Origin of the sequence: Pseudomonas brassicacearum (genome assembly GCF_918698105.1) — a bacterium.
In the GTDB taxonomy this organism is placed as follows: Bacteria; Pseudomonadota; Gammaproteobacteria; order Pseudomonadales; family Pseudomonadaceae; genus Aquipseudomonas; species Aquipseudomonas brassicacearum_F.
In genome coordinates this window covers 12,737-39,147 of the sequence record NZ_CAKKMI010000046.1, presented here as the reverse complement: position 1 = coordinate 39,147, position 26,411 = coordinate 12,737, and the positions used below count along the sequence as shown (strand labels likewise).

The window sequence follows — 26,411 nt, the reverse complement described above, 5'->3', positions numbered from 1 at the left end:
TTGCAGACCCTGTGCGCCTGACCAAACCCATGCCTGAAAACAACAATCCACGCCGCTTGCAAGGAACACCGCCCATGTTCGAACTCGATCACGACCTGGCGCAGGACATCGTCGACCGGGCGATGGCGATCCTGCCGTACAACGTCAATGTCATGGACAACCAGGGCTTGATCCTCGGCAGCGGCGAGCGCGAGCGGGTCAATACCCGTCACGAGGGTGCGCAACTGGTCTTGGCGAACGGTCGGGTGGTGGAAATCGACGAGCACACCGCGATGCACCTCAAGGGTGTGCAGCCGGGGATCAATCTGCCGCTGATGCTCGATCAGCAGCTGATCGGCGTCCTGGGCATCACGGGCGAGCCTGCGCAACTGCGCACCTACGCCGAGCTGGTGCGCATGACCGCCGAGATGCTGGTGGGCCAGCGTAACCAGCAGGCCGAGCAGCAATGGCGTCGCCAACGGTGTGATGACTTGCTGGCGCTGCTGTTGGGCGATGCGGGGGATTCGCCGCGTTTGTTGGACGAAGCCCGGCAAATGGGCCTCAAGCCGCAATTGTCGCGGGTGCCGTATCTGTTCGAACTGGGCCTGGAACACGGGCCCGGGCAGACCGTCGAGACGTTGAGCGCGTGGTTGATGTCGCGCTACCCGGACAGTTGGTGCCTGACCTCGTCCAAATCTTCCTTGCTCTGGTGCCGGCCGGTCACCGCTTCGGTGGAGAACGAGCGGCTGCTGGGCAAGCTCGATGGGCTGGGCTGGAACATCCTGCGGATCGCGGTGGGCGGCCAGGCTGAAGGGTTGCCGGGCTTGCGGCGTTGCTATCGACGGGTGGCGGACCTGCTGGCCTACGGGCGTGATGTATTGCCGCAATCGCGCCTGCTGGCCCTCAACCGTTATCGCCTGCCAGTGCTGCTCTGGCGCCATCGCAGCGACGATGCCCTGGACGAATTGCTGACCCCGTTGCGCAAGGTCATCGCCAAGGACAGCAACGGCCAGTTGCTCGCGACCCTGCGCAGTTGGTGCGAACACGACGGCCAGAGCCAGGCCTGCGCCGACGCCCTGGGCATTCACCGCAACAGCTTGCGCTACCGCATGGAACGCATCGCCGAACTCAGCGGGGTGGACCCGTTGCGCCTGGACGGAATGCTGGCGTTGTACCTGGGGGTGCAACTGTTGCCGCAGACCGCCGATACACCCACATAACCCTGTGGGAGCGAGCTTGCTCGCGATGACGGTGGCACATCCAATACCTATGCAAGCTGACACACCGCTATCGCGAGCGAGCTCCCACAGTTTGATCTGCGGAACTACTTCTGTGGGAGCGAGCCTGCTCGCGATGAGGCCGGCAGCTTCAACTTGAATCTCCCTGGAAAACCGGCATTTGTGAATTTGAACAATAATGCCCGGTGTCTTTTGTGCGGCGGACCGGCGTCACGGCTGCGATCAACTGGCAGCATGCTGTGCATCGGAACCGGAGAATAATATGAAAATAATCATCGCCCCCGACTCGTTCAAGGACAGCCTCAGCGCCCAGGGCGTTGCCGATGCCATCGCCCAGGGGCTGGCCGAGGTCTGGCCGGATGCGCAGTTGATCAAATGCCCGATGGCCGACGGCGGGGAGGGGACGGTGGAGTCGGTGTTGGCGGCCTGCAACGGTGAGTGGCGCCGCACCCGGGTTCGGGGTCCGTTGGGGGTTGCTGTCCAGGCGCGCTGGGGCTGGTTGGCCGAGAGCCGCACCGCGATCATCGAAATGGCCGAGGCCAGTGGCTTGCAACGGGTGCCGCCGGGGCAACGCGATGCCTGTTCCAGCAGCACCTTCGGCACCGGCGAGCTGATTCGCGCTGCCCTCGATGAAGGCGCCGGGCGAGTGATCCTGGCGATCGGCGGCAGTGCCACCAACGACGCCGGGGCCGGGGCGATGCAGGCCCTGGGCGTGGTGTTGCTGGGTGACCAGGGCCAACCCCTTCCTCCCGGCGGCCTGGCCTTGGCGAACCTGGCGCGCATCGACCTGAGCGGCCTGGACCCACGCCTGGCCCGGGTCAGCTTCGAGATCGCCGCCGATGTCGATAACCCGCTGTGCGGCCCCCATGGCGCGTCGGTAGTGTTCGGTCCGCAGAAGGGCGCCTCGGCGTCTCAAGTGCAGGCGCTGGACCAGGCCCTGGGGCATTTCGCCGAACACTGCGCGCGGGCGTTGAACAAGGATGTGCGCGACGAGCCGGGCAGCGGTGCCGCCGGTGGCCTGGGGTTCGCGGCCAAGGCATTTTTGGGGGCGCAGTTTCGTACCGGCGTGGACGTCGTCGCCCAGCTGACCGGGCTGGCCGAGGCGGTCAACGGCGCCGATTTGGTGATTACCGGCGAAGGCCGTTTCGACGCCCAGACCCTGCGCGGCAAGACCCCCTTCGGCGTGGCCCGCATCGCCCGCCAGCACGGCGTACCGGTGGTGGTCATCGCCGGCACGCTGGGGGAGGGCTACCAGGCGCTGTATGAACATGGCATCGACGCCGCCTTCGCCCTGGCCAGCGGGCCGATGACCTTGCAGCAAGCCTGCACCGACGCCCCGCGCCTGTTGCGCGAGCGTGCCCGGGACATTGCACGGCTTTGGCGGCTGGCCGCGCGGTAAATCCTGTGGGAGCAAGCTTTGCTCCTACAGTGTTGAATTTGAGATAGGGTTGAGGCTGGATATCGCGCAATCAGGAGAGATACATGCGCTTTTCAGCTTTGACCCAACGCATCACCGGCGAAGGTGCCGCCGCCTGGCAGATTCACGATCGGGCGCTGGCCATGCGCGAACAGGGCATGGATGTGTTGTTGCTGTCGGTGGGCGATCCGGATTTCGACACCCCGCCCGCCATCGTCGAGGCCGCTGTCGCCAGCCTGCGCGGCGGCGACACGCATTACTCGGATACCCGTGGCCTGCACTCCCTGCGGGCCAGCATTGCCCGGCGCCATCAAGAACGTTGCGGCCAACCGGTGGGCGCCGGGCACGTCACGGTGCTGCCCGGTGCCCAATGCGCTGTCTACGCGGTCGCGCAATGTCTGCTCAACCCCGGCGATGAAGTGATTGTCCCCGAACCGATGTACGTCACCTACGAAGCGGTGTTCGGTGCCTGCGGGGCGAAAGTGGTGCCGGTGCCGGTGACCCCGGAAAACGCGTTCCGGGTCCAACCGACCGACGTCGCCCGGCTGATCACCCCGCGCACCCGCGCCATGCTGCTCAACAGCCCCAATAACCCCTCCGGCGCCAGCTTGCCTCTGTCGACGTGGCAAGCGCTGGCGCACCTGTGCATCGACCATGACCTGTGGCTGATCAGCGACGAGGTCTACAGCGACTTGCTCTACGAAGGTGAACACATCAGCCCGGCCGGCCTGCCGGGCATGGCCGAGCGCACCGTCACCATTAATAGCCTGTCCAAATCCCACGCCATGACCGGTTGGCGTATCGGCTGGGCCATCGGCCCTGAACCGCTGGCCGAACATCTGGCGAACCTGTCGCTGTGCATGCTGTTCGGCCTACCGGATTTCGTCCAGCGGGCGGCCCAGGTGGCGCTGGAGCAGGACTTGCCTGAAGTGGTGCAGATGCACGAGGAGTATCGCCAGCGTCGGGACCTGGTGTGCGCCATGCTTGATGGCTGTCCCGGTCTCAAGCCTGTGCGGCCCGATGGCGGCATGTTCGTGATGGTCGACGTGCGCCAGACCGGCCTCGGTGCCCAGGCATTTGCCGAGCGGCTGCTGGATGGCTTTGGCGTGGCGGTGCTGGCGGGCCAGGCGTTCGGGCCGAGCGCGGCGGGGCATATACGGATTGGCCTGGTGGTTGGCCAGCCACAACTCAAGGAGGCCTGCCATCGGATCACCCGTTGCGCGGCGGATACACTGGAGCAAGCCCAAGCTTGATTGTTCTTTCTGGTAAAAGGCGGCCGCGGTGATCAGTCCGACGAACGGCCGTCAGACCTGTCAGATCTGACAGTAGGCGTCACCGGCAAATCCGCATCTAATTTCTCCAGGCCAGATCAATCCTGGCTCTGGAGAATTGTGAATGTCTTCGTCAAGCAAAAGTGGAAGAAATATCGGTGTCCTGGCAAGACCTTTGAGGATTGAAGGGGTTGGCGCAGACAACGTGCTTCCGCCCGAAGCTTCCATCGTGGGCGCGAAACTATTCATTCCAGAGTGGGAGGCTCCATCCCAGACAACCGGTAAAAGTGACTTGCTGGAAGTGTGGGTGGTAGCGCCGGGTTCGCCGGTGGAAATACCGTTCCACCGCGAGCCGTTTCCCGTACCGGTGAACTTTCCGGATTTTGTTTTATTACCGCCGGAGTACCTTCAGATAGAAGGGGATATTCGCCTGCGTTATCGGGTGACAGCGGGAGATGATGAAAACGAGGATACCTCCTCTCCGCAAGTGTTCATTGTCAAGCGTCCTACCCCTGTGAATCTGGCCGAGCCAGATTTTCCCAGCGCTACGTTATGGGGCTATCTCAATTGCTCTTCGCAGCCGAAGTTATGGGAAAGCATATTCGTTCATGTTCCCGCTCAACCAGGACGGTTCGCCAAGGATGATGAGTGCGTCCTGGATTGGGAGGGTTTTACCACGCTCAATGGTCGGGATCCGATTCCTGGGACAGCGCTGCGACTGACTAAGTTATTGACGCAGGAAGAGGCCACGTCCACGCAGGGATTCGATTTCGTATTAGGCAGTGACAAGTATGAGCAGTACATAAAACCGATGGAGCGAAATGCATCGGCTTTAGCCCGTTACACGTTGTATCGAAATGGCGGTGCGTTAGGCAAATCACCACCCGGGCTGGTGAAGATCGATCGAATCATCCCGGGCGAGGCGCTTTCCTGTGGTCCAGGCAGTGTGGCGGGGTTGGGTTCAGCCACCGGCAGCGCTTCAGCGTTTCATGACGTTGGCGATTCAATGAATCAATCATCGATGGAGTCTAAAAACATGAACATGAAGGTTAAATCAGGTGGTGGTGTATTGGCCGAATCTCCAGTGATTATCGGTCAGTTGGCGGACGGAAGGCTCACCTATCAACAGCTCAAGGTAGACAAGCTTATCAAAGTGCGGCTTCCAAACATTGACGATAAAGTCAAAGGCGGGGCAAGGATAGAACTTAAAGTATTTCCGCGTGGTGCACTCCCCGACCCTCAACCTTACGACCCCGCCTATTTGGTGGCAGTCAAGGAAAGGAACAATCAGCCAGGAGATGTCTGGACCTTCCCGATAGAGTTTGATGTGCCAACCGATACCCTGGTCGATGTGAATCATCTCAACGGTGATTACGCGCCGTACGAAATGGCATTTATTCTTGAGGACGATGACGGCAACGTAGACTCATCGGATACCTATACCGACGTCCTCGTTGATTTGACCGCACCTTACCAACGGCAGCCCGGGCCAGGGAACGGTGAGGGGACACCACGGCCAACAGCAGTAATCCCCGTTGTCACCACCATCGACGACGCCTGGCTGGCTGACCCTGCCAATACCAACGGATTGGACATCGTTATCCCCCATGCCTATACAAAGTTTGAAGCAGGAAACGATAGCGTCAATTTTTATATTTCGAAAGCAACGACCTTCAAACTGATGCAGGCTGAAACGCCGGCGTTTAGCGACCCTTTGCTTGCTACCGGTATCATCAACATTCCCCTCACTTTTCTGGAAGGGTTGGATGACGGGACCTATTACTATTCCTACAACCTCACTGACCTGCCTGGAAATATCAGTAACCACGCTGCTGTCACCTTCTTTTTCAATCGGGTCAAGGCGCCCGCACCGATTCTGGGGGTGCCAAGGATCCCGGTCACCAATGGTGGCGTGCCGATTACTTTCTCGACGGTCGCGCCTCCCGGCACCCGGGCGATTATGGAAATAGACCCTCCGCTTCACGCGCTGGGTGGTGATCAAATCATTCCCTACATCAATTCAACCGAAAGGGGGACAACCGCTTTGCCCGAACAGGTCATCCCGACTCCCCCCACGACTGCAACATTGACGTTCGATCTGGACTACGGAACCTTGGCCCCGTTTTTCGGGGACGAAAATAAACCTGACGAAACCGAGATCGAATACTGGTATGAACTGTATCGCGCAACCATTAGTCCCAATCCGGTTTCGGCGCCCATGCAATATGCGATCATCGACTTTTCCTATGCCGGGCCGGAAAACCCCAATCTGCCGGACCCGGACAACATCAACATAACGCCGGTAGTGGTTCAAGGCGCAGGTAACCAACCGCCCCCTCCCAACACACTGGGGCCTGATCAGGCGGGTATGGATGCTGCGATGAACTGGCCCCTTTGGACTGATCCTAATCGGCCCGTAACAGGCCGTGAAATCGTCAAGTTTTACTATCAGGGCAAGCAGGTTGGCGGTCCAGTTCCTGTAGTGGTAGGTGCTACGACGGTCACGACTCAATTACCCTGGACCACCATTCGGGATGAGGGTAACGGCACGGTGGCAAGTGGCGACGCCCGTGAGGCCTACATCACCATCGAGTACCCTGGCAGCGAAAACGTGATGAAGCAGACGCCAACGACCAAGGTCGATGTGACGGCGATCGTCATCGACTTGCCGAAACCACAAATTGTCGTCTCGGCCTACAAAGGCGCGACAGGTTCGACGGTGCCGGAACGGATCGTGACCATGATCAACTGTCCGAGCCTCAACCATCCGACAACGGCTGGCGGGCCTATGCCGCCCTATATGCCACGCAATCTGCGAATCCGCATCCAACGCGACCGGAATATTCCATCGGGTGCCGCGGTGACACTGGAATTCGAAGGGCGGACAACCAATGCAGGGGATGCGTCGCCCATTCCCAATACCCTTATTACTGATTCGGGAACGATGCCAGTAACGGGCGACCTGGAGTTCAGACTGACTGACTACGACAAGATCCGCGAGATCCAATTGCCAAGCCCTGGACCGGAACAGCGCCCGGCCATGCGCTACGCACGAATTGCCTATACGGTCAATGGCATCGAGTCTGCGGTCACCCTACCTGTTTCGCTCTTGAACTCCAGCCTGGTGTATTGCGAACAGGAACGCCCTGAGGTCCCTTGATATGGCTTCCAATAAATATTAGTGCTTCAAACACAAACAGTTAAGGACGACAGTTGTTGTCGTCTTTAACTGTTGAAGCGAGATTCCATAGGTTCAGAGGTAGAGATCCCACATTAAAACGGGTGAAGTCGTACGCATATAAAGATTTGTCCTACATAACAATGGATGGATAAACCTTAGTCTGGCGCCTGTTTTTTATTCCGGCTCGCGCCCATTGAGTCGGTCATTCGTTCCTGAAGGAATGTAATCGAGTAGGACTCATTAATATGTCGTCTAAGTCTGTATTTCCCTATCGCAAGACAGCTGCCAGTGTGTCGGCCATGTTGTTCATGCCGCTGCTGATAAATCCATCGCTGGCCGAGGCCGGCACTGTTCCTGCAGGGCAAAGCCAGTCTATCGACGTTAATACCCCGGTGGAGACCTGGATCGTTCAAGCCGGCGCGACGTTAACCGGCACGGGGGCCTCGACCTTAAGCATCACCGGCAATGCAGGTGCCGTGGTTAACCTGACCAACTCCACGGTCACTCCTGACGGGACGAACGGATTGAACCAGGGTGTTGCGCTGACCAACGCCAGCGCTACGCTGAATAACTCCACGGTGACCAGTGCTCAGGGAATTGGCATATTGGCCGCACGTGACATCAACAGTATTGGCGGCTCGCAGGTCACCTTGAATAACAACAGTGTGGTCCGAGGCCTGACGGGAGGGCTCGCCGGCAACCGTTTCAGCGACCTGACCGTTCAGAACTCCACGGTGGAGGGCACCGGCGCCAACAGTTTCGGGATACGTCTGCATGAGGGAACACTGTCCGCCAGCGGCAGCACGATCACCGGAGGCCTGAACGGGTTGATCGTGGGCACCGATGCCAACCCATCAACGGTCATCCAGTCGTCGATCGTGCTGGACAGTACCCAGGTAGAAGGTCAAAGCGGTTCGGCCATTGTCGTCGGGTACAGTCCTGCCAATATCCCAGGCGTGGCCAACATCGAGGTCCGCAACGGTTCAACCCTGATAGGTGGGAACGGTACGTTGCTTGAAGTGCGTACCGGTGCTGCGGCTAATTTGCTCGTCGATAACAGTGCCTTGACGGGGAACATCGTGGTGGATGAGGGCGGTTCGGGTAACGTCACCCTGCAGAACGCTGCGTCGTTGACCGGTGAGATGCAAAACGTCACCAATGCGACCCTCAACAATCAGGCGAGTATGACGGGCAATATCCTCGGCGCCGCAAGCGTGGTGATCAACAACGCCTCCACGCTCACCGGCAACTTGCAAGATGTCGCCAATGTATCGATCAACAACCGTAGCGTGATGGTCGGTGATGTAACGGGCGCTGCCGACAGCGTGTCCAATCTGACCTTGGATAACGGCGCGAGCCTGACCGGGCAGGTGAATGGTGTATCCAATTTCGCCATCAGCAATCAGGCGTTATGGCAGATGACCGACAGCCAGTCGGTGAGCAACCTTACGCTCAACTCTGGCGGGACCGTTCGGCTGGGGACTGGTCAGCAATATTTCCAACTGGACGTGGCCAATCTGGCGGGTAATGGCAGGTTCGAAATAGGCACCGACTTCAATCAGGGCATCAGTGACCTGCTGAACATCACGGGCAGCGCTACCGGCAATCATCAAGTGTTGGTCGCCAGCACCGGTCTTGATCCGGTCAATGATGACTCGATCAAGGTGGTGCAGAGTGTCGCGTCAGGTGCCCAGTACGATCTGGTCAATGATCGCGTGGATGTCGGCGCTTATACCTACCGTTTGGTGAAGAATGGTGATGACTGGTATCTGCAACCCGATAAGGATGAGGTCAGCACGCCAACCCGTTCGGTCATGGCCATCTTCGGCACTGCGCCCACGCTGATTTATGGCGAGATGGCGCTGTTGAACACCCGTATGGGCGATCTGCGGGTCAATGGCGGAAAGACCGGTGGCTGGATTCGTTCGTTCGGCAACCGCTACAGCATCACCACCAACGCTTACGGAAACGGCTACAGCCAGAATCAACACGGCATCTCCCTGGGGGTCGATACCCCGGTGCAGATCGCGGGCGAACGTGTGTTGCTGGGTGTATTCGCCGGTTACAGCAAGTCGAACCTCGATTTGAGCCGTGGCAGCTCGGGAGAAATCGACAGCACCTCCCTGGGTATGTATGGCACCTGGCTGGGTGATAGCGGTTACTACCTGGATACCGTCGCCAAGCTCAACCATTTCCGTAACGACGCCAAGGTGACGATGAGCGATGGCACCAGGACCAAGGGCGGCTACAACAACCTGGGGGCCAGTGCGTCGGTGGAGTTTGGTAAACACATCGATATCAAGGATGGCTACTACGTGGAGCCGTTTACCCAGTGGCAGGTCGCGACAGTGCAGGGCAAGGATTTCAGCCTCGATAACGGTTTGAAGGCGGACGCCGACACCACGCGATCCATGCTTGGCAAGGTGGGTGTGACACTGGGACGGGGTATGACCCTGGACGATGGCAGCGTACTGCAACCGCATATTCGCACCGCGGTGGTCCAGGAGTTCGCCAAACACAACGAAGTTCGAGTCAACAACAACAAGTTCAACAACGACTTGTCCGGTACCCGGTTCGAAGTGGCGGCGGGAGCCTCATGGACATTGAGTGATCGTTGGCAGGTTCATGCCGAACTCGATACCAGCAAAGGTGACAATGTCACCAAGGACATCGGTTTCAATCTGGGCGCTCACTACTCATTCTGAGTAACGTAAAAAAGGGAAGCTTCGGCTTCCCTTTTTTACGGGGTGTTGGCAATGAACTATCAAGCCTTGCGCACCTGGAACTGGCCTTTGAGCAGCATGGTTTGTCCATCGGTTTCCGGCAGTTCGAGATCAACATTGAAGTTGCCCCTTACGTTCCCCTCCGAGGCCGGTACCAATTCGATGCTGCCGGAAATACCTTCGTAAATTGTGGTGGATTCCTTGAGGCTGAAGCTCACATCATCCCGTGTGTTCAAGTCATAGCTACCCGGTTCTAAATTGGCCGGAATGCTGATAATAAGCTCACGGGTGGAAGTGATTGACGCCCTGGTCTTTTTTTCTTCCCGATCAATGGCGGTAATCACTATGGCTTCCGTTTGCGAGATACCTGCTTTTCGCTTTTCGATCAGCCGGGAGGTGGCGACAAACTCGGGGAAGTCTTTGCCATTGGTTGAGAAAGCTGACCCGGTAACATAGTTGCCGGGGGCAAAGCTCAATTGATGAGTGGCAGCATTCATGGATTTGGTCTCCGTTGTTAGAACAAGGTGTCCAAAGGCCGTGTTGACCCTAATGCTGGATGCACTATAGAAAGCGCGTTTTCCAAAGACTTGTAAACTGTCATTCCTGACAGTTTACAAGCTTTTTAATTTGTGATTTTTTGATGCCCCGCAGGCGGCGCTGACTCTTGAATGCGCTTGTGCCCTGGGTGGCGAGGGAGTTCTTTGGCATGGTGCTTCCCCAATAATGAACGTTGCATGCTACGGGGGGGAAGGGGCGCATTGGTAAAGCTTTGTAGGGGCTGTGTGAAATTGTGTAAGGGGTTTGCTCGTGGGGGGGCGAGGGCGTATATCCTTGGCAGCTTGAGGTTTCCTGCGCCTGACTGGTCGCTATGCGAGCAAGCGCCACCGAATTTTCTGGATACACCCATGCCCAACATCCTCCTCGTCGAAGACGACACCGCACTCTCCGAGCTGATCGCCAGTTACCTGGAACGCAACGGCTATCAGGTCAGCGTGCTCAGCCGTGGCGATCATGTGCGTGAACGGGCGCGGGTCGATCCGCCGGACCTGGTGATCCTCGACCTGATGCTGCCGGGGCTGGACGGCTTGCAGGTTTGCCGCCTGCTGCGGGCCGACTCGGCGACCTTGCCGATCTTGATGCTCACCGCCCGGGACGACAGCCACGACCAGGTCCTGGGCCTGGAGATGGGCGCCGACGACTACGTCACCAAGCCTTGCGAGCCCCGGGTGTTGCTGGCGCGGGTGCGTACCTTGCTGCGCCGCAGCAGCCTCACCGAGCCGCAGACGGTCAACGACCGCATTGTCATGGGCAACCTGTGCATCGACCTGTCCGAGCGCACCGTAACCTGGCGCGGACAAGCGGTGGAACTGTCCAGCGGCGAGTACAACCTGCTGGTGGTGCTGGCCCGTCATTCCGGCGAAGTGCTGAGCCGCGACCAGATCCTGCAGCGCCTGCGCGGCATCGAGTTCAACGGCACCGACCGTTCGGTGGACGTGGCGATTTCCAAGTTGCGGCGCAAGTTCGACGACAACGCCGACGAAGCGCGCAAGATCAAGACCGTGTGGGGCAAGGGCTATCTGTTCAGTCGTTCCGAGTGGGAATGCTGAGCCGATGTGGAAGCTGCTGATTCGCTTGTACCTGGTCACCATCGTCTCCTACAGCGCGGCGATCTACCTGATGCCGGAACTGGTGATTCGCCTGTTCCATGAGCGTTTCCTGACCTATAACCTCGATTATTCCCGTGGCCTGCAAACCTTGATGGTCAAGCAGTTCCGCGCCGTGCCCAGCGAGCAATGGCCGGCGCTGGCGGCGCAGATGGACAAGGAGTTCGACCCGCTGCGCATCGAGCTGGCCGCGGTCGATGACGGCGGCTTCAGCGCCGATGAACAGGCGCGTCTCAAGCGCGGCGAGAACGTGGTGCGCCTTGGCGACTGGGCCTGGCGAACCCTGGCGGCGGCGCCGCTGGATGAGCGCACAGCGGTGAAGATGGTCGTGCCGCCGGACCCGGCCGATGTCAGCTGGTTGTACTGGAGCATCAACGTGTTGATCGGCGCGACGATGCTGGCCTGCCTGTTGCTTTGGTTGCGGCCGCACTGGCGCGACCTGGAGCGGCTCAAGCGCACCGCCGAGCGTTTCGGCAAGGGCCACTTGAGCGAACGCACGCAGATCGCGTCGAGCTCCAACATCGGCAGCTTGGCCCACGTGTTCGATACCATGGCCGGCGACATCGAGAACCTGCTCAACCAACAGCGGGACCTGCTCAACGCCGTATCCCACGAACTGCGCACGCCACTGACGCGGCTCGACTTCGGCTTGGCTTTGGCGCTGTCCGAAGAGCTGCCGGTGGCCAGTCGTGAGCGCCTGCAAGGGTTGGTGGCGCACATTCGCGAGCTCGATGAGTTGGTGCTGGAACTGCTGTCCTACAGCCGTCTGCAGAACCCGCAGCATTTGCCCGAACGGGTCGAGGTGGCATTGGACGAGTTCATCGACAGCATCCTGGGCAGTGTCGACGAGGACCTGGCGGCGCCGGACGTGGTGATCGACGTGCTGTTGCACGGGGCACTGGAGCGTTTCGTGCTGGACCCGCGCCTGACTGCACGGGCCTTGCAGAACCTGCTGCGCAATGCCATGCGTTATTGCGAAAAGCGTATCCAGGTCGGTGTGCTGGTGGGTGATCAAGGCTGTGAGATCTGGGTGGACGATGACGGCATCGGCATTCCCGACAGTGAACGCGTGCGTGTGTTCGAGCCGTTCTACCGCCTGGACCGCAGCCGCGACCGCGCCACCGGCGGCTTCGGCCTTGGCCTGGCCATCAGCCGCCGGGCCCTGGAAGCCCAGGGCGGCACACTGACCGTCGAAGCCTCGCCCCTGGGCGGGGCGCGCTTCAGGCTGTGGCTGCCAACCCCTGATACCTGACACCGTTTCTGTGGCGAGAGAGCTTGCTCCCGCTGGGCCGCGAAGCGGCCCCCATACGCCTCACCCAAACAACCCCGCCGCAATATTGATCGAAAACCCCAGGATCGCCGTGTTGAACACAAACCCGATCAACGATTGCGCCAGGACGATCTTGCGCAGTTGCCGCGTGGCGACGCCCACGTCCGCGGTCTGCACCGCCACGCCGATGGTGAAAGAGAAATACAGGAAATCCCAATAGTTGGGCGTGGTCAGCCCTTCGGCAAACCTCAGCGCCGGCTCCTTGCCCTCCCAGGTGTAATACAGCCGCGCGTAGTGCACGCTGAAGATCACTCCGATCAGCAACCATGAACCGATCACGGTCATTGCCGTGAAACCGTAGTGCAACAGCTTGCCGGCGGCATTCAGGTCGCGGCTGCCGGCCAGTTCCAGGGTGATGGTCGCCAGGCTGGCCAGCGCCGCGATGCAGACCACCAGCAGGACCAGCCCGGCATTTTCATCTTCGATTTCAGCGATGCGCCGGACGTCGGGCGCCTTGGCCCGCACGGTCAGCCAGGACATCAGCACCAGGTAGGTCCAGACACCGACATTCCAGCCGATCAGGATTTTGCTGATGATCGAGTCCACGGGAACCAGGATACCCACCGCCAGGCCAAGGACCGTGGCGCTGGACAGACGCGGGTGGGTGCGGGCGAGGAAGGGCATGGCAACTCACTGTCCGAAAAAGAGACGCCTAGTATGAGCCGTCAAGCGAAGGGGCGGCCATCTATCGCGCTGGACTCGATCAATTGCACGCCCGCTTCCTGCATCGCAAAGGCGTCGTGACATTTAACATTAATATATGCTGGTCCACCGCTTTCGCGAGCAAGCCCCACAGGGGGATTTTGACTGCCTGAAAAAATAGGTATGAGTCCTGAAAAAGCCGGCGAAGTGTCTTTCGTCGAAAATATCCCAGTGTTGATGGCTTTTTGACATTTGGTTCGTGCGTCCCTGTCACGATTCAGTACAATCGCCGGCCTCCAACCGGGCATGGAAGCAGTCCGGTTCTCCTGTTACGAGAAAAAACCATGCTCATTGGCAGTTATTCCCCCGCCCTTGTTTCGATTTCCCTGTTTGTTGCCGTGCTGGCTTCCTACACCGCCCTGGACCTGGCCGGGCGGATCGCGACCGCCCAGGGGCGCGCCGCGCATTTGTGGATGATCGGGGGCGCGCTGGCGATGGGGGTGGGCATCTGGTCTATGCACTTCATCGGCATGCTAGCGTTCAGCTTGCCGGTGGAGCTTGGCTACGACGTATCCATCACCGCGTTGTCGCTGCTGGTCGCGATTCTTTCCAGCGGTTTTGCCCTGTGGTTGGTCAGCCAGCCACGATTGCCGGCGTGGCAACTGGCGTTCGGTGCGCTGATCATGGGTGCCGGGATCAGCACCATGCACTACACCGGCATGGCCGCGTTGCGGATGCAGCCGGGCATCGACTATGACCCGACGCTGTTCGGGGCTTCGTTGGTGATTGCCTTCGGCGCTTCGGCGGCGGCGCTGTGGATTGCCTTTCGCTTGCGCCAGAACAGCCCCCACGTGCGCCTGGCTCGCGCAGGTGCTGCGGTGGTCATGGGCATCGCCATCGTCGGCATGCACTACACCGGCATGGCCGGGGCGCGGTTCAGCGACGGCAGCTTTTGTGGTTCCCTGGACGGCTTGAGCGGCAAGGGCCTGGACAATCTGGTGTTGATCACCACCCTGGCGGTGCTGGCCATCGCCTTGCTGACGTCGATTCTCGACGCGCGCCTGGAAGCCCGCACCGCCGAGCTGGCCCTGTCCCTGACCCGGGCCAACCGGGAACTGACCCAGTTGGCCCTGCACGACCCCCTCACCGGGCTGCCCAACCGGGTGTTGCTGGCTGATCGTATCGACCAGGCCATGCACCGGGTGCAGGAGCAGGGCGGCTGCTTCGCCCTGATGTTCATCGACCTGGATGGCTTCAAGCCGGTCAACGACGCCTTCGGTCACCACATGGGCGATTTGTTGCTGCGGGACGTGGCCCTGCGCCTGCGTGAAGACCTGCGCGGCCAGGATACCCTGGCGCGGATCGGCGGTGATGAGTTCGTGCTGTTGGTGCAACTGGCCGAACCCGACGATGCCTTGCGATTGGCGGCACGTCAGGTTGGCTTGATCGCACGCACCTTCCGGGTGGCCGACCATGACTTGCAGATCTCCGCCAGCATCGGCATCGCCCTTTACCCTGGCAACGGCCAGAGCGCCGAAGAACTGTTGATGAATGCCGACGCGGCGATGTACCACGCCAAGGGCGCCGGCAAAAACGGCTACAGCTTTTTCGATGCGTCGATGAACAGCAACGCCCGCAAGCAATTGCAATTGCTGCAAGACTTGCGCATCGCCGTCGAACAGCGCCAGTTCAGCCTGTATTACCAGCCCAAGTTCGACGCCGCCAACGGCCGCCCGGTCGGCGCCGAGGCCTTGTTGCGCTGGAGCCATCCAACCCAGGGCCTGTTGATGCCCGACACCTTCATCGACCTGGCGGAAAAGACCGGGTTGATCATTCCCATCGGCGAATGGGTGCTGAACGAAGCCTGTCGGCAGATGCGCGAATGGTACGTGCTCGGTTATACCGATTGGCGCATTGCGGTGAACCTGTCGGCCTTGCAGTTCTGCCATACCGGTTTGGTGCAGAGCGTGGCCAAGGCGTTGGAGACGCATAAGCTGCCGGCCAACAGCCTGACCCTGGAAATCACCGAAACCACCGCCATGAGCGATGCGGACGCGAGCATGACGGTGCTGCAACAGCTCTCGGACATGGGCGTGGACCTGTCCATCGACGACTTCGGCACTGGCTACTCGAGCTTGATGTACCTCAAGCGCCTGCCGGCCAACGAGCTGAAGATCGATCGCGGCTTCGTGCGTGACCTGGAGCACGACAGCGATGACGCGGCCATCGTCTCGGCCATCGTTGCCCTCGGCCAGGCCCTGGGCCTGCGGATCGTCGCCGAAGGCGTGGAGACCGATGTGCAACAAGACTTCCTGACCCAGTTGGGCTGCGATTCGCTACAGGGTTATCTGCTGGGGCATCCATTGCCGGCGGAGCGGTTCATCCACGATATTCGCCAGGCGCAACGGGTGGCGGTGGGCTGAGCCACTTCAAGGCACGATATCGAACGCCGTGCTCCCCAGCCGCTCGCCGTTGACCAGCAGGTGCACGGCATGCCGGCCCGCGTAATGTTTGCGGGTGGTCAGCTCGCGAATGTGCTGGGAGCGGCTGAGGTTGACGCAACCCTGGGCGGGCAGGTCGAAGGTCTTGAGCTTGAAGACTTTGGTCGAGGTGCCGCCCGAGGCTTTCACGTAGTCGACGGCATAGTCGATCACCAGGCGTTGGCTCTGCCCAAGGGTTGATTGCACCGTGAAGGACAGCGTGACCTGCTCCCCCAGGCGAATCACCGCAGGCGTCACCTGCAAATCCAGCACCTGCACCTGTGCCTTGCCGCCGACCCCGATGACGCCCAGCGCCCTGGGGTTGCCTTGTTTGATCAGGCTGCGCAGCGCATGCCGGGCGATCCACGCCGTGTGGCGGTTTTGCAGGGGCCAACCTTCGATCTGATCCAGCACCCAGTCGGGATGCTGCTTGGTGACGTCGTTGAGGTGATTGGCCACGGATTTGCGCACATAAAGGCTGTCGTCGGCCTTGAGCGTGTCGAGAATCGTCGCGGCAAGGTCAGGGTTGGCCTGGATCGGCGCCAGGTGAAACGACCACGGCAAGCGTGGCCGGCTGCCTTCGCTGGCCAGGCGGCGCACGTGCTCGTTGGCGTCCAGCGCCCAGTCGTGCATGACCTTGAGGGTGCGTTCCAGGTCGTCGCGCAGGAAGTGCCGCACGGCGAACTCCGACGAGCCGAACCGGGTGAAATACTTGAGCGCATCCAACGACACGTCGAAGCGATCCCGGCCATAAGACGCCACGTAGTGGGGCAGGAACATGCTGACGAACATGCTGTTCAGGCGCGGAGCCAGGGCGCGCAGCACCTCCAGCGACGCTTCGTAATCGAGGGGCAGCACCGCATGCAGGCACTCACTGACCCGGGCCATGCGTTGCATCACCGACAACTCGACCAGCCCGTCGTTGGCCATGTGCAAGAACGCCTTGGCGTCGAATGCCGGGTACACCGCGCGCATCTCGCTGGCGATGTGCTCCAGGCGGGCGTTGTTGAAGATTTCCTTGAGGGCAGGGGAAGAGGTGGTGGTGCTCATGGTGGGTCCGTCCGGCAGGTGTTGTCGTTCAAGACTTGTCACTATGCCATGCACAACCGTGGCGAGGGAGCTTGCTCCCGCTCGGCTCTATAGGAGCTGGCGAAGCCTGCGATCTTTTGATCTTTCGCTTGAGACTCAAGTGTCAGGGGAAAGATCGCAGCCTCGTTTCACTCGACAGCTCCTACACAGCTCCTACAGCAAAGGGAATGATTCGCCGCCCGTGAAGTCCCAGTTCAGTCCCTTTTATAACTGGAGTTTTTTTCTATGCGCAAACCATCCCTGATCGCCAGCCTGGTCTTGATCGCCGGCCTCGGAGCCCTTGGGCCTGTTGCGCAAGCGGTCGAGAAAACCGGAGACGCCCTGGAGCATTCGCCAAGCAATGGCCGCAGGCTGGTGGAGAACGACCGGGTACCGGCGGACTACCAGCGCGCGGACAGGGCCATGAAGGACTGGAAACAGAAGAAACTCGAGCAACCGACCAACGAGCAGCAATGGGTGCATATCGACGACAAGTACTTGCTGATCGAAACCGTGTCCGGCGCCATCGTCAAGATCGTGCCGGCCACACGTTAGAGCACTTTTAGAGCACTTCGCCTTTGTCCCACAGGTGAACCAACTCGCCAGGTGCCTGGTCCTCGGGCACCTGCAGCACCATCTCGTCGTCCTGGTCGTTGGTGCGGTAGTGCACCTCGATCTGGAAAAACCGTTGGTCGCCGCGCCCGGGCGTGGAGGACGTCAGTGGCAGGCAACCCTCCAGCACCGAACAGATGCGTGTGCGTTGGTCGAGGTCGCACTGGGCGAAGTCGATTTCCCGTGGCCGGGTCAACGCATGGATGGCGGCCACGCCACCCTGGCGCGACAGCCGTACCACCGCTTTGTCATCGAGGTTTGGAAGGGTTTTCATCAGCTCTCCTGTGTCAGGTCGACGCCGACCTGGGCCCAGCCGTTCTGTACCGCTTGCACTTCCCGCGTGCCGAAGCGCTGGCGGGCGTGCTCGACGGTCAGGCGGGCGAAGGCGCTGAAGGACGCGTCGTTCGGCAGTCTTCGGTCGCACAAGGTTTCATACCAGATCCGGCCGGCCTTTTCCCAGGCAAATCCGCCCAGCGTGGTCGCTACCAGATAAAAGGCCCGGTTGGGGATGCCGGAGTTGATGTGCACGCCGCCGTTGTCTTCACGGGTGATGACGAATTCGCGCATGTGCGCCGGTTGCGGGTCCTTGCCCAGCAACGGGTCATCGTAGGCGCTGCCGGGGTTGGACATGCTGCGCAGCCCGTCGCCATTGATCTTGTCGGTGAGCAAGTCGGCGCCGATCAGCCAGTCGGCCTGGTCGGCGGTCTGTTCGAGCACGAACTGCTTGACCAACACACCGAACACATCGGAGATGGACTCGTTCAGCGCCCCAGATTGGTTGGCGTAGACCAGGCCGGCCTCGCTTTCGGTGACACCATGGGCCAGCTCGTGGGCCACCACGTCCAGGGAGCGGGTGAAGCGCTGGAAGATTTCGCCATCGCCGTCGCCGAACACCATCTGCGCACCGTTCCAAAAGGCGTTTTCATAGCCCTTGCCATAATGCACGCTGCCCACCAGGGCGAAGCCTTTGTTATCGATGGAGTCGCGCCCCAGCACCTTCCAGAAAAAATCATAGGTGGCGCCGAGGGCGTCGTAGGCTTCGTCCACGGCCGGGTCGCCACTGGCCCGCTGGCCTTCCAGGCGGACCGGCTGGCCGGGCAGTTCCATGGTGTTCTGGGCGTCATGCACGCTGCGTTGCGGCTCTCCGGCCTTGCCGGGCTTGGGCAACTTCGCGGCGGCGGGAAGGTTGCCGGGCGGGCCGGGGTTGTGCCGCAGGCTGCGCACGTGGGTCAAGGTGCCGAGGGCGCTGGAGCGTTGCTGTTCGGAGCCGTGGGCGATGATGCGATTGAGGATGTAGGGCGGAATGAAACCGTGGAGCGGGCGAGAGTCGATCATCAGAAAATCCTTATCTGAAATGCAGGGTCGATACCCATGTGAACCGAAGAGGCCGTCGCGGTTCCCTGCCGCATGGCATACAACGTTTGCCATGCGCCCGAATTTCTGCGAAAACCCCGCGCCTGAATGACACGAGGGATACCGCCATGAATGAAGAGCTACAAATCGTCGACCTGGAACAGGGCGACGGCAAAAGCGTCGTCAAAGGCGCGCTGATCACCACCCAATACCGCGGGACCCTCGAAGACGGCACCGAATTCGATTCGTCCTACAGTCGCGGCAAACCCTTCCAATGTGTGATCGGCACCGGTCGTGTCATCAAGGGCTGGGATCTGGGCCTGATGGGCATGCAAGTCGGTGGCAAGCGCAAGTTGTGGGTGCCGGCCCACCTGGCCTACGGTGAGCGGTCCATGGGCGCCCACATCAAGCCCAACGCCAACCTGATCTTTGAAATCGAGTTGCTGGAAGTCCTGACCCGGGACGATTGATGGCGCTGGGGCGGGTCATGGCATGTCGGTACGTGACCGCTCGCTGAACAGCGGAATACGGCCGTTGACGGAGGGGCGGTAACACCAGGTCAACTGATCCAATGGCGGTTCGCGCTCCAGAATTGCCGCCAGCGTGGCGCGGGCGATGTCCATGGCCAGGGTTTGGCCCGGGCATTCATGGCGGCCGCTGCCGAAGCTGAAACTGCGGCGGTTCGGGCGCTCGAGCAGCAGGGTGTCGGGTCGGGGGTTGAGTTGCGGGTCGCGGTTGGCTGAGGCCAGCAGCACCAGGACCACCTCTCCGGGGTTCAGCGCAGTGCCGAGGATTTCGCAGGGCCCGGCGATGAAGCGGCGAGTGTTTTGCACCGGCGGGTCGAAACGCTGGATTTCGGCCAGCAATGGACCGATCTGCGTGGGGGCCTCCCGCAGCGTCCGGCGCAACGCTGGGTCGCCGATCAGCGCCAGCAACGCGTTGCCGATCAGGCCAGCGGTGGCTTCATAGGTTTGCGACAGCAGACCGATCAGGTTAGCGATTTTACAGTCCCGATCAGCGTCTTCGAAGCCTTGGCCAATGCCCAGCAACAAAGGGCTGTCCTGCGCCTCGATCCGCTCCTGGAATAAGCCGGTCAGTTGCTCGCTGGCCCGGTGCGCCGCGTCCAGTTGTGGCGCTTGGCTCAAGGGCGACAGGCCGGCGACGAAATCCCCGGTCAATTCGCTGACCCGGTGACAGTCCGACGGGCTGAAACCCAGCAGCGCCGCGACCACGCTGGCCGGCCCGATGAACTGGGCCTGGTGCAGGCCTTCGGCGCCGTCCCGGAGAAAGCGCGCCCTGACCAGCGCCTCGACCTGCCGGGGATCGATGTCCCGCAACCGCGGCGCAATCGCTGCCCTCGGGCAACGCTGCCGTTCACCTTCGTTCATGCGCATCAGGTGCCCGAACACCCGTCCGGCCGGCCCCTCGGCGATGGCCTTTGGCACCGGCTCGTGGGCCGGGCGTACATGGCAATCGGGATGGTGCAGCACCGCGCACACGGCCTCGGCGCTGCTGGCGATCCACAGGTTCAGCCCGGGATCGAAGGCCAGCCCGCCGGCAGCGCGCAGGGTGGCGTAAAAAGGGTAAGGGTCGGAATGCGTCGCGGCGGTGATCGGGTCCATGAAGCGCGGCCTTGTTCGTGATGGAGAAAGTGTTGCTACTATCTCCATTCAATGCATGGCTTGATTCGTCGGGGAGCGAAATATGAACGCAGAGCAGCATGACCTGGGCGTGTCGCAAGTGGCCGCGGCCATTGCCGAACCGGCGCGCACCCGGATGCTGTGCGCGCTGATGGACGGCCATGCCCGCACCAGCACCGAATTGGCGAGCATCGCTGAGGTCATGGCCTCGACCGCCAGCGCACATCTGGCGAAACTCAAGCAAATGGCCTTGGTGCGCCTGCACGTCCAGGGCCGTCATCGTTATTACAGCCTGGCCGACTCGCGCGTCGCCCAGGCGCTGGAGGCGCTGATGGTGATCGGCCAGAGCGCCGCGCCAACCTTCACCCCGCGCACACCGGACCGTCTGCAATTTGCCCGCACCTGTTACGACCACATGGCCGGCACCTTGGCGGTACGTCTGCACGACCGCATGCTCGAGGCCGGGTGGCTGGTGGACGTGGAGGGCGAGGGCTATCGGCTAAGTGAATCCGGCGAGGGCGTGTTCGAAGGGCTGGGCATCGAAGTCCAGCGCCTCGCCACGCAACGCCGCCGATTCGCCTGTCCTTGCCTGGACTGGAGCATGCGCCGCCCCCACCTGGGCGGGGCCTTGGGGGCGGCGTTGCTGCAAGTGGCGATCAAGCGCAAATGGATGATCCAGGATCTGGACAGCCGGGCGCTGGGGCTGACGGCCAGTGGTCGCCGGGAGATGGCGAGGCGGTTTGGCGTCAATGCTGAAATCGAAGTCAAACCCACTGGCCCCATCGCGAGCAAGCTCGCTCCCACAATGGAACTGCGCTGAACACAAAACCCATGAACTCCCAAGACCCCTGTGGGAGCGGGCTTGCTCGCGAAGGGGCCTTCACATCCAACCTCCATGCAAGCTGACCCACCGCCTTCGCGAGCAGGCTCGCTCACACAATGGAACTGCGCTGAATACAAGACTCATGAACACCCAAGGTCCCCTGTGGGAGCGAGCTTGCTCGCGATAGCAGTTTCAGCACCACCCACATCATCCAGCCATATGCCGGCGCCGATACTCATCCGGCGTGGTGCCCATCATCTTGCGGAACATGCTGATGAACGCCGAGGCGCTGCTGTAGCCCAGGTCCAGGCCGATGGTTTCCACGCTCTGGCCACGTTCGAGCAGGGCCAGGGCCTCGATGACTTTGAGACGTTGGCGCCATTCCACCAATGACATGCCCAAATCCCGTTGGGCCCGGCGCATCAGTGTGCGTTCGGTGGTGTTGGCGGCGCGGGCCAGTTGCGGCAAGGAGCGCGGGTCGCTGGGATTCGCCTCCAAGGCCCGCAGCACGGGGCCCAGCAGGGGATCATCCGAGAAGGGCAAGTAGCTGCCGGCATGGGGGGCCTGCGCCAGTTTGTCCACCAACACCTGCAGCAAGCGCTGCTGTTCGGGCGTCTGCGGTTGGCTCGGTGGGTCGCTGCGCAACTCTTCCAGCAGGGCGCGGATCAGCGGGCTCAAGGTCAGCGCACAGGGTTCGGCCGGCAACGCGTCGCACAGTTCGGCGGCCAGGTATAACGAACAATGGCAGGCCTCATGGCGATTGAAGCCAACGTGTTCCATGTCCGGCGGCAACCAGATGCCGTATTGCGGTGGCGCCAGGTAATGGTGCTGGGCGATTTCGATTTCCATCACGCCACTGTAGGAGTAGACGAACTCGCCCCAGGCATGCCGGTGCAGAGGGTAAGTGGCGTGGGCCGGCATGCAGGCGCTGCGAAAGAAAATCGGCGAGGGCAGGGCGGCTTCGAACGGAGGAATCTTCAGATGTTGGGCTGGAGGCTGCATATCGACCGCAATGGCGGATTACCGGGATGGCTTGTCGGGTAATCACTATATCCAGCAAAGGTGTCAGGCAGACAATCCTTTCATCTCTTTCTGTCCAAGGACCGTTCCCCATGACCACCCGCCGCGCCCTGGATGGCCAGGTCAGCGCCCTGATGACCGGCCTCTGTGCCATTTGGGGTTTCCAGCAAGTCGCGATCAAGGCCGGCGCCGCCGACATGGCGCCGATGCTGCAACTGGGCGTGCGCTCGGCCATCGCTGCGGCACTGGTCTGGTTGTTGGTGCTGGTGCGCGGCGAACGCCTGTCCCTGGTCGATGGCAGTTGGCGCCCGGGCCTGCTGGTGGGGTTGTTGTTTGCCTTGGAGTTCGTGATGGTCGGCGAAGGCCTGCGGCATACGACGGCGTCGCACATGGTGATTTTCCTCTACACCGCGCCGATGTTCGCCGCCCTCGGCTTGCACTGGAAACTGCCGAGCGAGCGCCTCAAGCCGGCGCAATGGCTGGGCATCGCCGTTGCATTCGGCGGGATCGTGGTGGCTTTCAGCGGGGGCTCGGGCACGGCGAACGGCAGTTCGTTGCTCGGTGACGGCATGGGCTTGCTGGCCGGAGCGCTGTGGGGCGCAACCACGGTGACGGTACGCTGTTCGCGGTTGACGAATCTGCCGGCCAGCCAGACGCTGCTTTACCAACTGGTTGGCGCCGGGGTGCTGCTGATCGGCATGTCGGTAGCGCTGGGGCAAACGACGATCAACCCCACGCCACAACTCATTGCCAGCATGGCGTTCCAGGTGTTGCTGGTGTCTTTCGCCAGCTTCCTGATCTGGTTTTCCCTGTTGCGTCACTATTTCGCTTCGCAACTGGGCGTGCTGTCGTTCATGACGCCGCTGTTCGGCATCGGTTTTGGCGTCTGGTTGCTGGATGAGCCGCTGGAGCCGAACTTTATCGTTGGCGCGGTTCTGGTGCTGGGCGGGATTTTGCTGGTCAGCGGTTACGGATGGTTTCGCCAGCGTTGGGGGCGATGGCTGGTTTTGCGTCGGGAGTAACCGAAAGAACATGTAAAAAAGCCCACCCCTGCAAGGACAGGGGTGGGCTTTCTGTACTGAAACTCATTGTGGCGAGGGAGCTTGCTCCCGCTGGGCTGCGCAGCAGCCCCAAAGCCAGGCAATGCGATCATTCAGGTAGACCACATTGACCGGGTTGCGACTGCTGCGCAGTCGAGCGGGAGCAAGCTCCCTCGCCACAAAAGCCCCCGAGTGCTACGGGGGAGGCTTGGATCAGACCTTGACGATCCAACCCGCTGGCGCTTCCACGTCGCCGGTCTGCACGCCGGTCAGCTCTTTGTAGAGCTTCTGGGTGATCGGGCCGACTTCGGTTTCGCTGTGGAATACGTGCAGCTTGTCCTTGTAGCTGATGCCACCAATCGGGGTGATCACCGCAGCGGTACCGCAAGCGCCGGCTTCCTTGAAGTCTGACAGCTTGTCGATGAACACATCGCCTTCGATCACTTCCAGGCCCAGGCGCGATTTGGCCAGTTCGATCAGCGACAGGCGGGTGATGCCCGGCAGGACCGAAGGGGAGTTGGGGGTGACGAATTTGTTGTCGTGGGTGATGCCGAAGAAGTTGGCCGAACCGACTTCCTCGATTTTCGAGTGGGTCATCGGGTCCAGGTAGATGCAGTCGGCGAAACTGGCCTTCTTGGCCTGGGAGCCGGGCATCAGGCTGGCGGCGTAGTTGCCACCGACCTTGGCCGCGCCGGTGCCTTGTGGGGCGGCACGGTCGAAGCTGGAGATCAGGAAGTTGTGCGGGGTCAGGCCGCCCTTGAAGTAGGCGCCGACCGGGATGCAGAAAATCGAGAAGATGAACTCGGGTGCGGTGCGCACACCGATGTTGTCACCCACGCCGATCACGAACGGGCGCAGGTACAGCGCGCCGCCGGTGCCGTAAGGCGGGATGAAGCGCTCGTTGGCGCGGACCACTTGCTTGCAGGCCTCGATGAACTGCTCGGTGTCGACGTGCGGCATCAGCAGGCGGGCGCAGCTGCGCTGCATGCGGGCGGCGTTCTGGTCCGGGCGGAACAGGTTGATCGAACCGTCCTTGCAGCGATAGGCCTTCAGGCCTTCGAAGCACTGCTGACCGTAGTGCAGGGCGGTGGAGCCCTCACTGATGTGCAGCACGTTGTCGTCGGTCAGGGTGCCCGCATCCCAGGCGCCATCGCGCCAGTGCGACAGGTAGCGCTTGTCGGTCTTGATGTAGTCAAAGCCCAGTTTGTCCCAATTGATGCTCTCGTTACCCATGACACCCTCTATTTCCTGACAACCGTCGAAACGGTTCAAGGCTTCTGACGTTTTTTGGATGGGGACAACAATACTTCATTCCGGGGCTGTTTCGCAGCCTGCTCGATAGGTGACAGGCAGATTTTCTGCCGACTCCCCGTGGCGAGGGAGCTTGCTCCCGCTCGGCTGCGAAGCAGTCGTAACCCGGTCAACGCGGTGTGACTGAACGATCCCGGTGCTTGGATTGGGGCTGCTTCGCAGCCCAGCGGGAGCAAGCTCCCTCGCCACAAGTGAAACTCATGCCCACAGATGTGCTACACATCTACAGATGCAACGCATGCCCCAACGCCCGCAACGCCGCTTCCTGCACGGCCTCGCCCAGCGTCGGGTGGGCGTGGATGGTGCCGGCGATGTCCTCCAGGCGCGCGCCCATCTCCAAGGATTGGCCGAACGCGGTGGACAGCTCCGACACGCCGACGCCGACTGCTTGCCAGCCAACGATCAGGTGATTGTCCCGGCGCGCCACGACCCGGACGAAACCGCTTTTCGATTCCAGGGTCATGGCCCGCCCGTTGGCGGCGAACGGGAAGCTCGACACCATGCAATCGAGCCCGGCCGCCTTGGCCTCGTCCGGCGTCTTGCCGACCACCACCAGTTCCGGGTCGGTGAAGCACACCGCGGCGATGGCCGTCGGGTTGAACTCGCGGTGCTGGCCGGCGATCAACTCGGCGACCATTTCACCCTGGGCCATGGCCCGGTGGGCGAGCATCGGTTCACCGCTCAGGTCGCCGATGGCCCAGACGTTGCGCATGCTGGTCTGGCAACGGCTGTCGATTTTCAGCGCTGAACCGTTCATCGCCAAGTCCAGCGCTTCGATGTTCCAGCCCTGGGTGTTGGGTTTGCGACCAACGGCCACCAGCACCCGGTCGGTGTCCAGGTTCAGCGTCTCGCCATCGGGATCACGCACTTGCAAGGTGCTGGCCTGGGCATCGAAACCTTCGACGCTGTGCTTGAGGTAAAGCTTCACGCCCAACTGCTTGAGGGCCTCGTGCACCGGTTGGGTCAGCTCGCCGTCATAGGCTGGGAGGATCCGTTCCTGGGCTTCGACCACACTGACCTCGGCGCCGAGCTTGCGGTAGGCAATGCCCAGCTCCAGGCCGATGTAGCCACCGCCGACCACCACCAGGTGCTTGGGCACCGAGGTGGGGGCGAGGGCTTCGGTGGAGGAAATGATCGGTCCGCCAATCGGGAGCATGGGCAGGTCGACGCTTTTCGAGCCGGTGGCCAACAGCAGGTGTTCGCACTGGATGCGCGTGTCGCCGACCTCGACCGTCTTGCCATCGATCACCTTGGCCCAGCCGTGAATGACTTGGACCTTGTGCTTTTTCAACAGCGCCGCGACGCCGGTGGACAGGCGATCGACGATGCCGTCCTTCCATTCCACGCTCTTGCCGATGTCCAGCGTCGGCGCCGCCACCGTGATGCCCAAGGCCGAACCCTGGCTGTGGTGCCGGGTCTGGTGGAACTGCTCGGCCACATGGATCAATGCCTTGGACGGGATACAGCCGATATTCAGGCAGGTCCCGCCCAACGCCTGGCCTTCCACCAGGATGGTCGAGATGCCCAGTTGCCCGGCGCGAATCGCCGCCACATAACCGCCAGGACCGCCGCCGATGATCAGCAGCGTGGTGTTCAAAGTTTGCATGGCCTGCTCCAAT

The 26,411-nt window shown here is 61.3% G+C and carries 21 protein-coding genes; 12 read left to right on the top strand and 9 right to left on the bottom strand.

Annotated elements, in window-relative coordinates; all coding sequences use genetic code 11:
- Positions 1 to 74 precede the first annotated feature (74 nt).
- The 5 genes from LQ215_RS18440 (at position 75) to LQ215_RS18420 (ending at position 9,791) form a co-directional block, all read left to right on the top strand.
- A complete protein-coding gene (locus LQ215_RS18440; RefSeq protein WP_230151952.1) occupies positions 75 to 1,199 on the top strand; it encodes a sugar diacid recognition domain-containing protein in 1,125 nt (374 codons plus the stop codon).
- 280 nt (positions 1,200 to 1,479) lie between these two features.
- On the top strand, positions 1,480 to 2,616 hold the full coding sequence (locus LQ215_RS18435; RefSeq protein ID WP_230151950.1) for a glycerate kinase: 1,137 nt from the start codon (positions 1,480 to 1,482) through the stop codon (positions 2,614 to 2,616).
- Positions 2,617 to 2,699: 83 nt separating this feature from the next.
- Positions 2,700 to 3,887: a pyridoxal phosphate-dependent aminotransferase gene (locus LQ215_RS18430; RefSeq protein ID WP_230151948.1), complete on the top strand. Its 1,188-nt coding sequence runs from the start codon at positions 2,700 to 2,702 to the stop codon at positions 3,885 to 3,887.
- A 142-nt stretch (positions 3,888 to 4,029) separates the two neighbouring features.
- Positions 4,030 to 7,065, top strand: a complete 3,036-nt coding sequence (locus LQ215_RS18425) for a hypothetical protein (protein ID WP_230151947.1) — start codon at positions 4,030 to 4,032, stop codon at positions 7,063 to 7,065.
- Between the two features lie 266 nt (positions 7,066 to 7,331).
- Entirely contained in the window at positions 7,332 to 9,791 is a 2,460-nt protein-coding gene (locus tag LQ215_RS18420; protein WP_230151946.1) for an autotransporter outer membrane beta-barrel domain-containing protein, read from the top strand.
- A 59-nt stretch (positions 9,792 to 9,850) separates the two neighbouring features.
- Here the strand turns inward: LQ215_RS18420 and LQ215_RS18415 are convergent, their stop codons facing one another.
- Positions 9,851 to 10,306 carry a hypothetical protein gene (locus LQ215_RS18415; RefSeq protein WP_230151945.1) on the bottom strand — a complete coding sequence of 152 codons (456 nt, stop codon included), beginning with the start codon at positions 10,304 to 10,306 and terminating at the stop codon, positions 9,851 to 9,853.
- A 408-nt stretch (positions 10,307 to 10,714) separates the two neighbouring features.
- Between LQ215_RS18415 and LQ215_RS18410 the strand changes: the two genes are divergently transcribed.
- Complete coding sequence (locus tag LQ215_RS18410; protein WP_003202964.1) at positions 10,715 to 11,416, top strand: response regulator transcription factor; 702 nt, start codon at positions 10,715 to 10,717, stop codon at positions 11,414 to 11,416.
- Between the two features lie 4 nt (positions 11,417 to 11,420).
- A complete protein-coding gene (locus tag LQ215_RS18405; RefSeq protein WP_230151944.1) occupies positions 11,421 to 12,725 on the top strand; it encodes an ATP-binding protein in 1,305 nt (434 codons plus the stop codon).
- A gap of 60 nt (positions 12,726 to 12,785) precedes the next feature.
- Here the strand turns inward: LQ215_RS18405 and LQ215_RS18400 are convergent, their stop codons facing one another.
- Positions 12,786 to 13,427 (bottom strand): DUF1345 domain-containing protein, encoded by a 642-nt coding sequence (locus LQ215_RS18400; protein ID WP_003202958.1) that lies wholly within the window; start codon positions 13,425 to 13,427, stop codon positions 12,786 to 12,788.
- Positions 13,428 to 13,789: 362 nt separating this feature from the next.
- Between LQ215_RS18400 and LQ215_RS18395 the strand changes: the two genes are divergently transcribed.
- A complete protein-coding gene (locus LQ215_RS18395; protein ID WP_230151943.1) occupies positions 13,790 to 15,868 on the top strand; it encodes a putative bifunctional diguanylate cyclase/phosphodiesterase in 2,079 nt (692 codons plus the stop codon).
- A 6-nt stretch (positions 15,869 to 15,874) separates the two neighbouring features.
- Here LQ215_RS18395 and LQ215_RS18390 read toward each other — a convergent pair whose 3' ends face one another.
- Positions 15,875 to 16,975 carry a DNA alkylation repair protein gene (locus LQ215_RS18390; protein WP_230151941.1) on the bottom strand — a complete coding sequence of 367 codons (1,101 nt, stop codon included), beginning with the start codon at positions 16,973 to 16,975 and terminating at the stop codon, positions 15,875 to 15,877.
- A 264-nt stretch (positions 16,976 to 17,239) separates the two neighbouring features.
- Between LQ215_RS18390 and LQ215_RS18385 the strand changes: the two genes are divergently transcribed.
- Positions 17,240 to 17,548: an RcnB family protein gene (locus tag LQ215_RS18385; protein WP_058543516.1), complete on the top strand. Its 309-nt coding sequence runs from the start codon at positions 17,240 to 17,242 to the stop codon at positions 17,546 to 17,548.
- 7 nt (positions 17,549 to 17,555) lie between these two features.
- Here the strand turns inward: LQ215_RS18385 and LQ215_RS18380 are convergent, their stop codons facing one another.
- Both LQ215_RS18380 and LQ215_RS18375 read right to left on the bottom strand, forming a co-directional pair.
- Positions 17,556 to 17,879, bottom strand: a complete 324-nt coding sequence (locus tag LQ215_RS18380) for a protealysin inhibitor emfourin (protein ID WP_230151939.1) — start codon at positions 17,877 to 17,879, stop codon at positions 17,556 to 17,558.
- Entirely contained in the window at positions 17,879 to 18,940 is a 1,062-nt protein-coding gene (locus LQ215_RS18375; RefSeq protein WP_230151938.1) for a M4 family metallopeptidase, read from the bottom strand. The genes LQ215_RS18380 and LQ215_RS18375 overlap by 1 nt, the downstream gene beginning before the upstream one ends.
- A 146-nt stretch (positions 18,941 to 19,086) precedes the next feature.
- Between LQ215_RS18375 and LQ215_RS18370 the strand changes: the two genes are divergently transcribed.
- Positions 19,087 to 19,428: an FKBP-type peptidyl-prolyl cis-trans isomerase gene (locus LQ215_RS18370; RefSeq protein ID WP_230151935.1), complete on the top strand. Its 342-nt coding sequence runs from the start codon at positions 19,087 to 19,089 to the stop codon at positions 19,426 to 19,428.
- A 15-nt stretch (positions 19,429 to 19,443) separates the two neighbouring features.
- Here the strand turns inward: LQ215_RS18370 and LQ215_RS18365 are convergent, their stop codons facing one another.
- The gene (locus tag LQ215_RS18365; protein WP_230151932.1) at positions 19,444 to 20,580 is read right to left on the bottom strand and encodes a cytochrome P450; all 1,137 of its coding nucleotides are present in this window, start codon (positions 20,578 to 20,580) and stop codon (positions 19,444 to 19,446) included.
- An 82-nt stretch (positions 20,581 to 20,662) separates the two neighbouring features.
- On the opposite strand from LQ215_RS18365, the gene LQ215_RS18360 reads away from it, so the two are divergent.
- Positions 20,663 to 21,418 carry an ArsR/SmtB family transcription factor gene (locus LQ215_RS18360; protein ID WP_230151929.1) on the top strand — a complete coding sequence of 252 codons (756 nt, stop codon included), beginning with the start codon at positions 20,663 to 20,665 and terminating at the stop codon, positions 21,416 to 21,418.
- Between the two features lie 210 nt (positions 21,419 to 21,628).
- On the opposite strand, the gene LQ215_RS18355 is transcribed toward LQ215_RS18360, so the two are convergent.
- Positions 21,629 to 22,423 carry an AraC family transcriptional regulator gene (locus tag LQ215_RS18355; RefSeq protein WP_230151926.1) on the bottom strand — a complete coding sequence of 265 codons (795 nt, stop codon included), beginning with the start codon at positions 22,421 to 22,423 and terminating at the stop codon, positions 21,629 to 21,631.
- A 110-nt stretch (positions 22,424 to 22,533) separates the two neighbouring features.
- On the opposite strand from LQ215_RS18355, the gene LQ215_RS18350 reads away from it, so the two are divergent.
- Complete coding sequence (locus LQ215_RS18350) at positions 22,534 to 23,463, top strand: DMT family transporter (protein ID WP_230151925.1); 930 nt, start codon at positions 22,534 to 22,536, stop codon at positions 23,461 to 23,463.
- Positions 23,464 to 23,694: 231 nt separating this feature from the next.
- Here the strand turns inward: LQ215_RS18350 and LQ215_RS18345 are convergent, their stop codons facing one another.
- Both LQ215_RS18345 and lpdA read right to left on the bottom strand, forming a co-directional pair.
- Positions 23,695 to 24,714 carry a branched-chain amino acid aminotransferase gene (locus LQ215_RS18345; RefSeq protein ID WP_230151923.1) on the bottom strand — a complete coding sequence of 340 codons (1,020 nt, stop codon included), beginning with the start codon at positions 24,712 to 24,714 and terminating at the stop codon, positions 23,695 to 23,697.
- A 301-nt stretch (positions 24,715 to 25,015) separates the two neighbouring features.
- A complete protein-coding gene (lpdA, locus tag LQ215_RS18340; protein WP_230151921.1) occupies positions 25,016 to 26,398 on the bottom strand; it encodes a dihydrolipoyl dehydrogenase in 1,383 nt (460 codons plus the stop codon).
- Between the last annotated feature and the right edge of the window lie 13 nt (positions 26,399 to 26,411).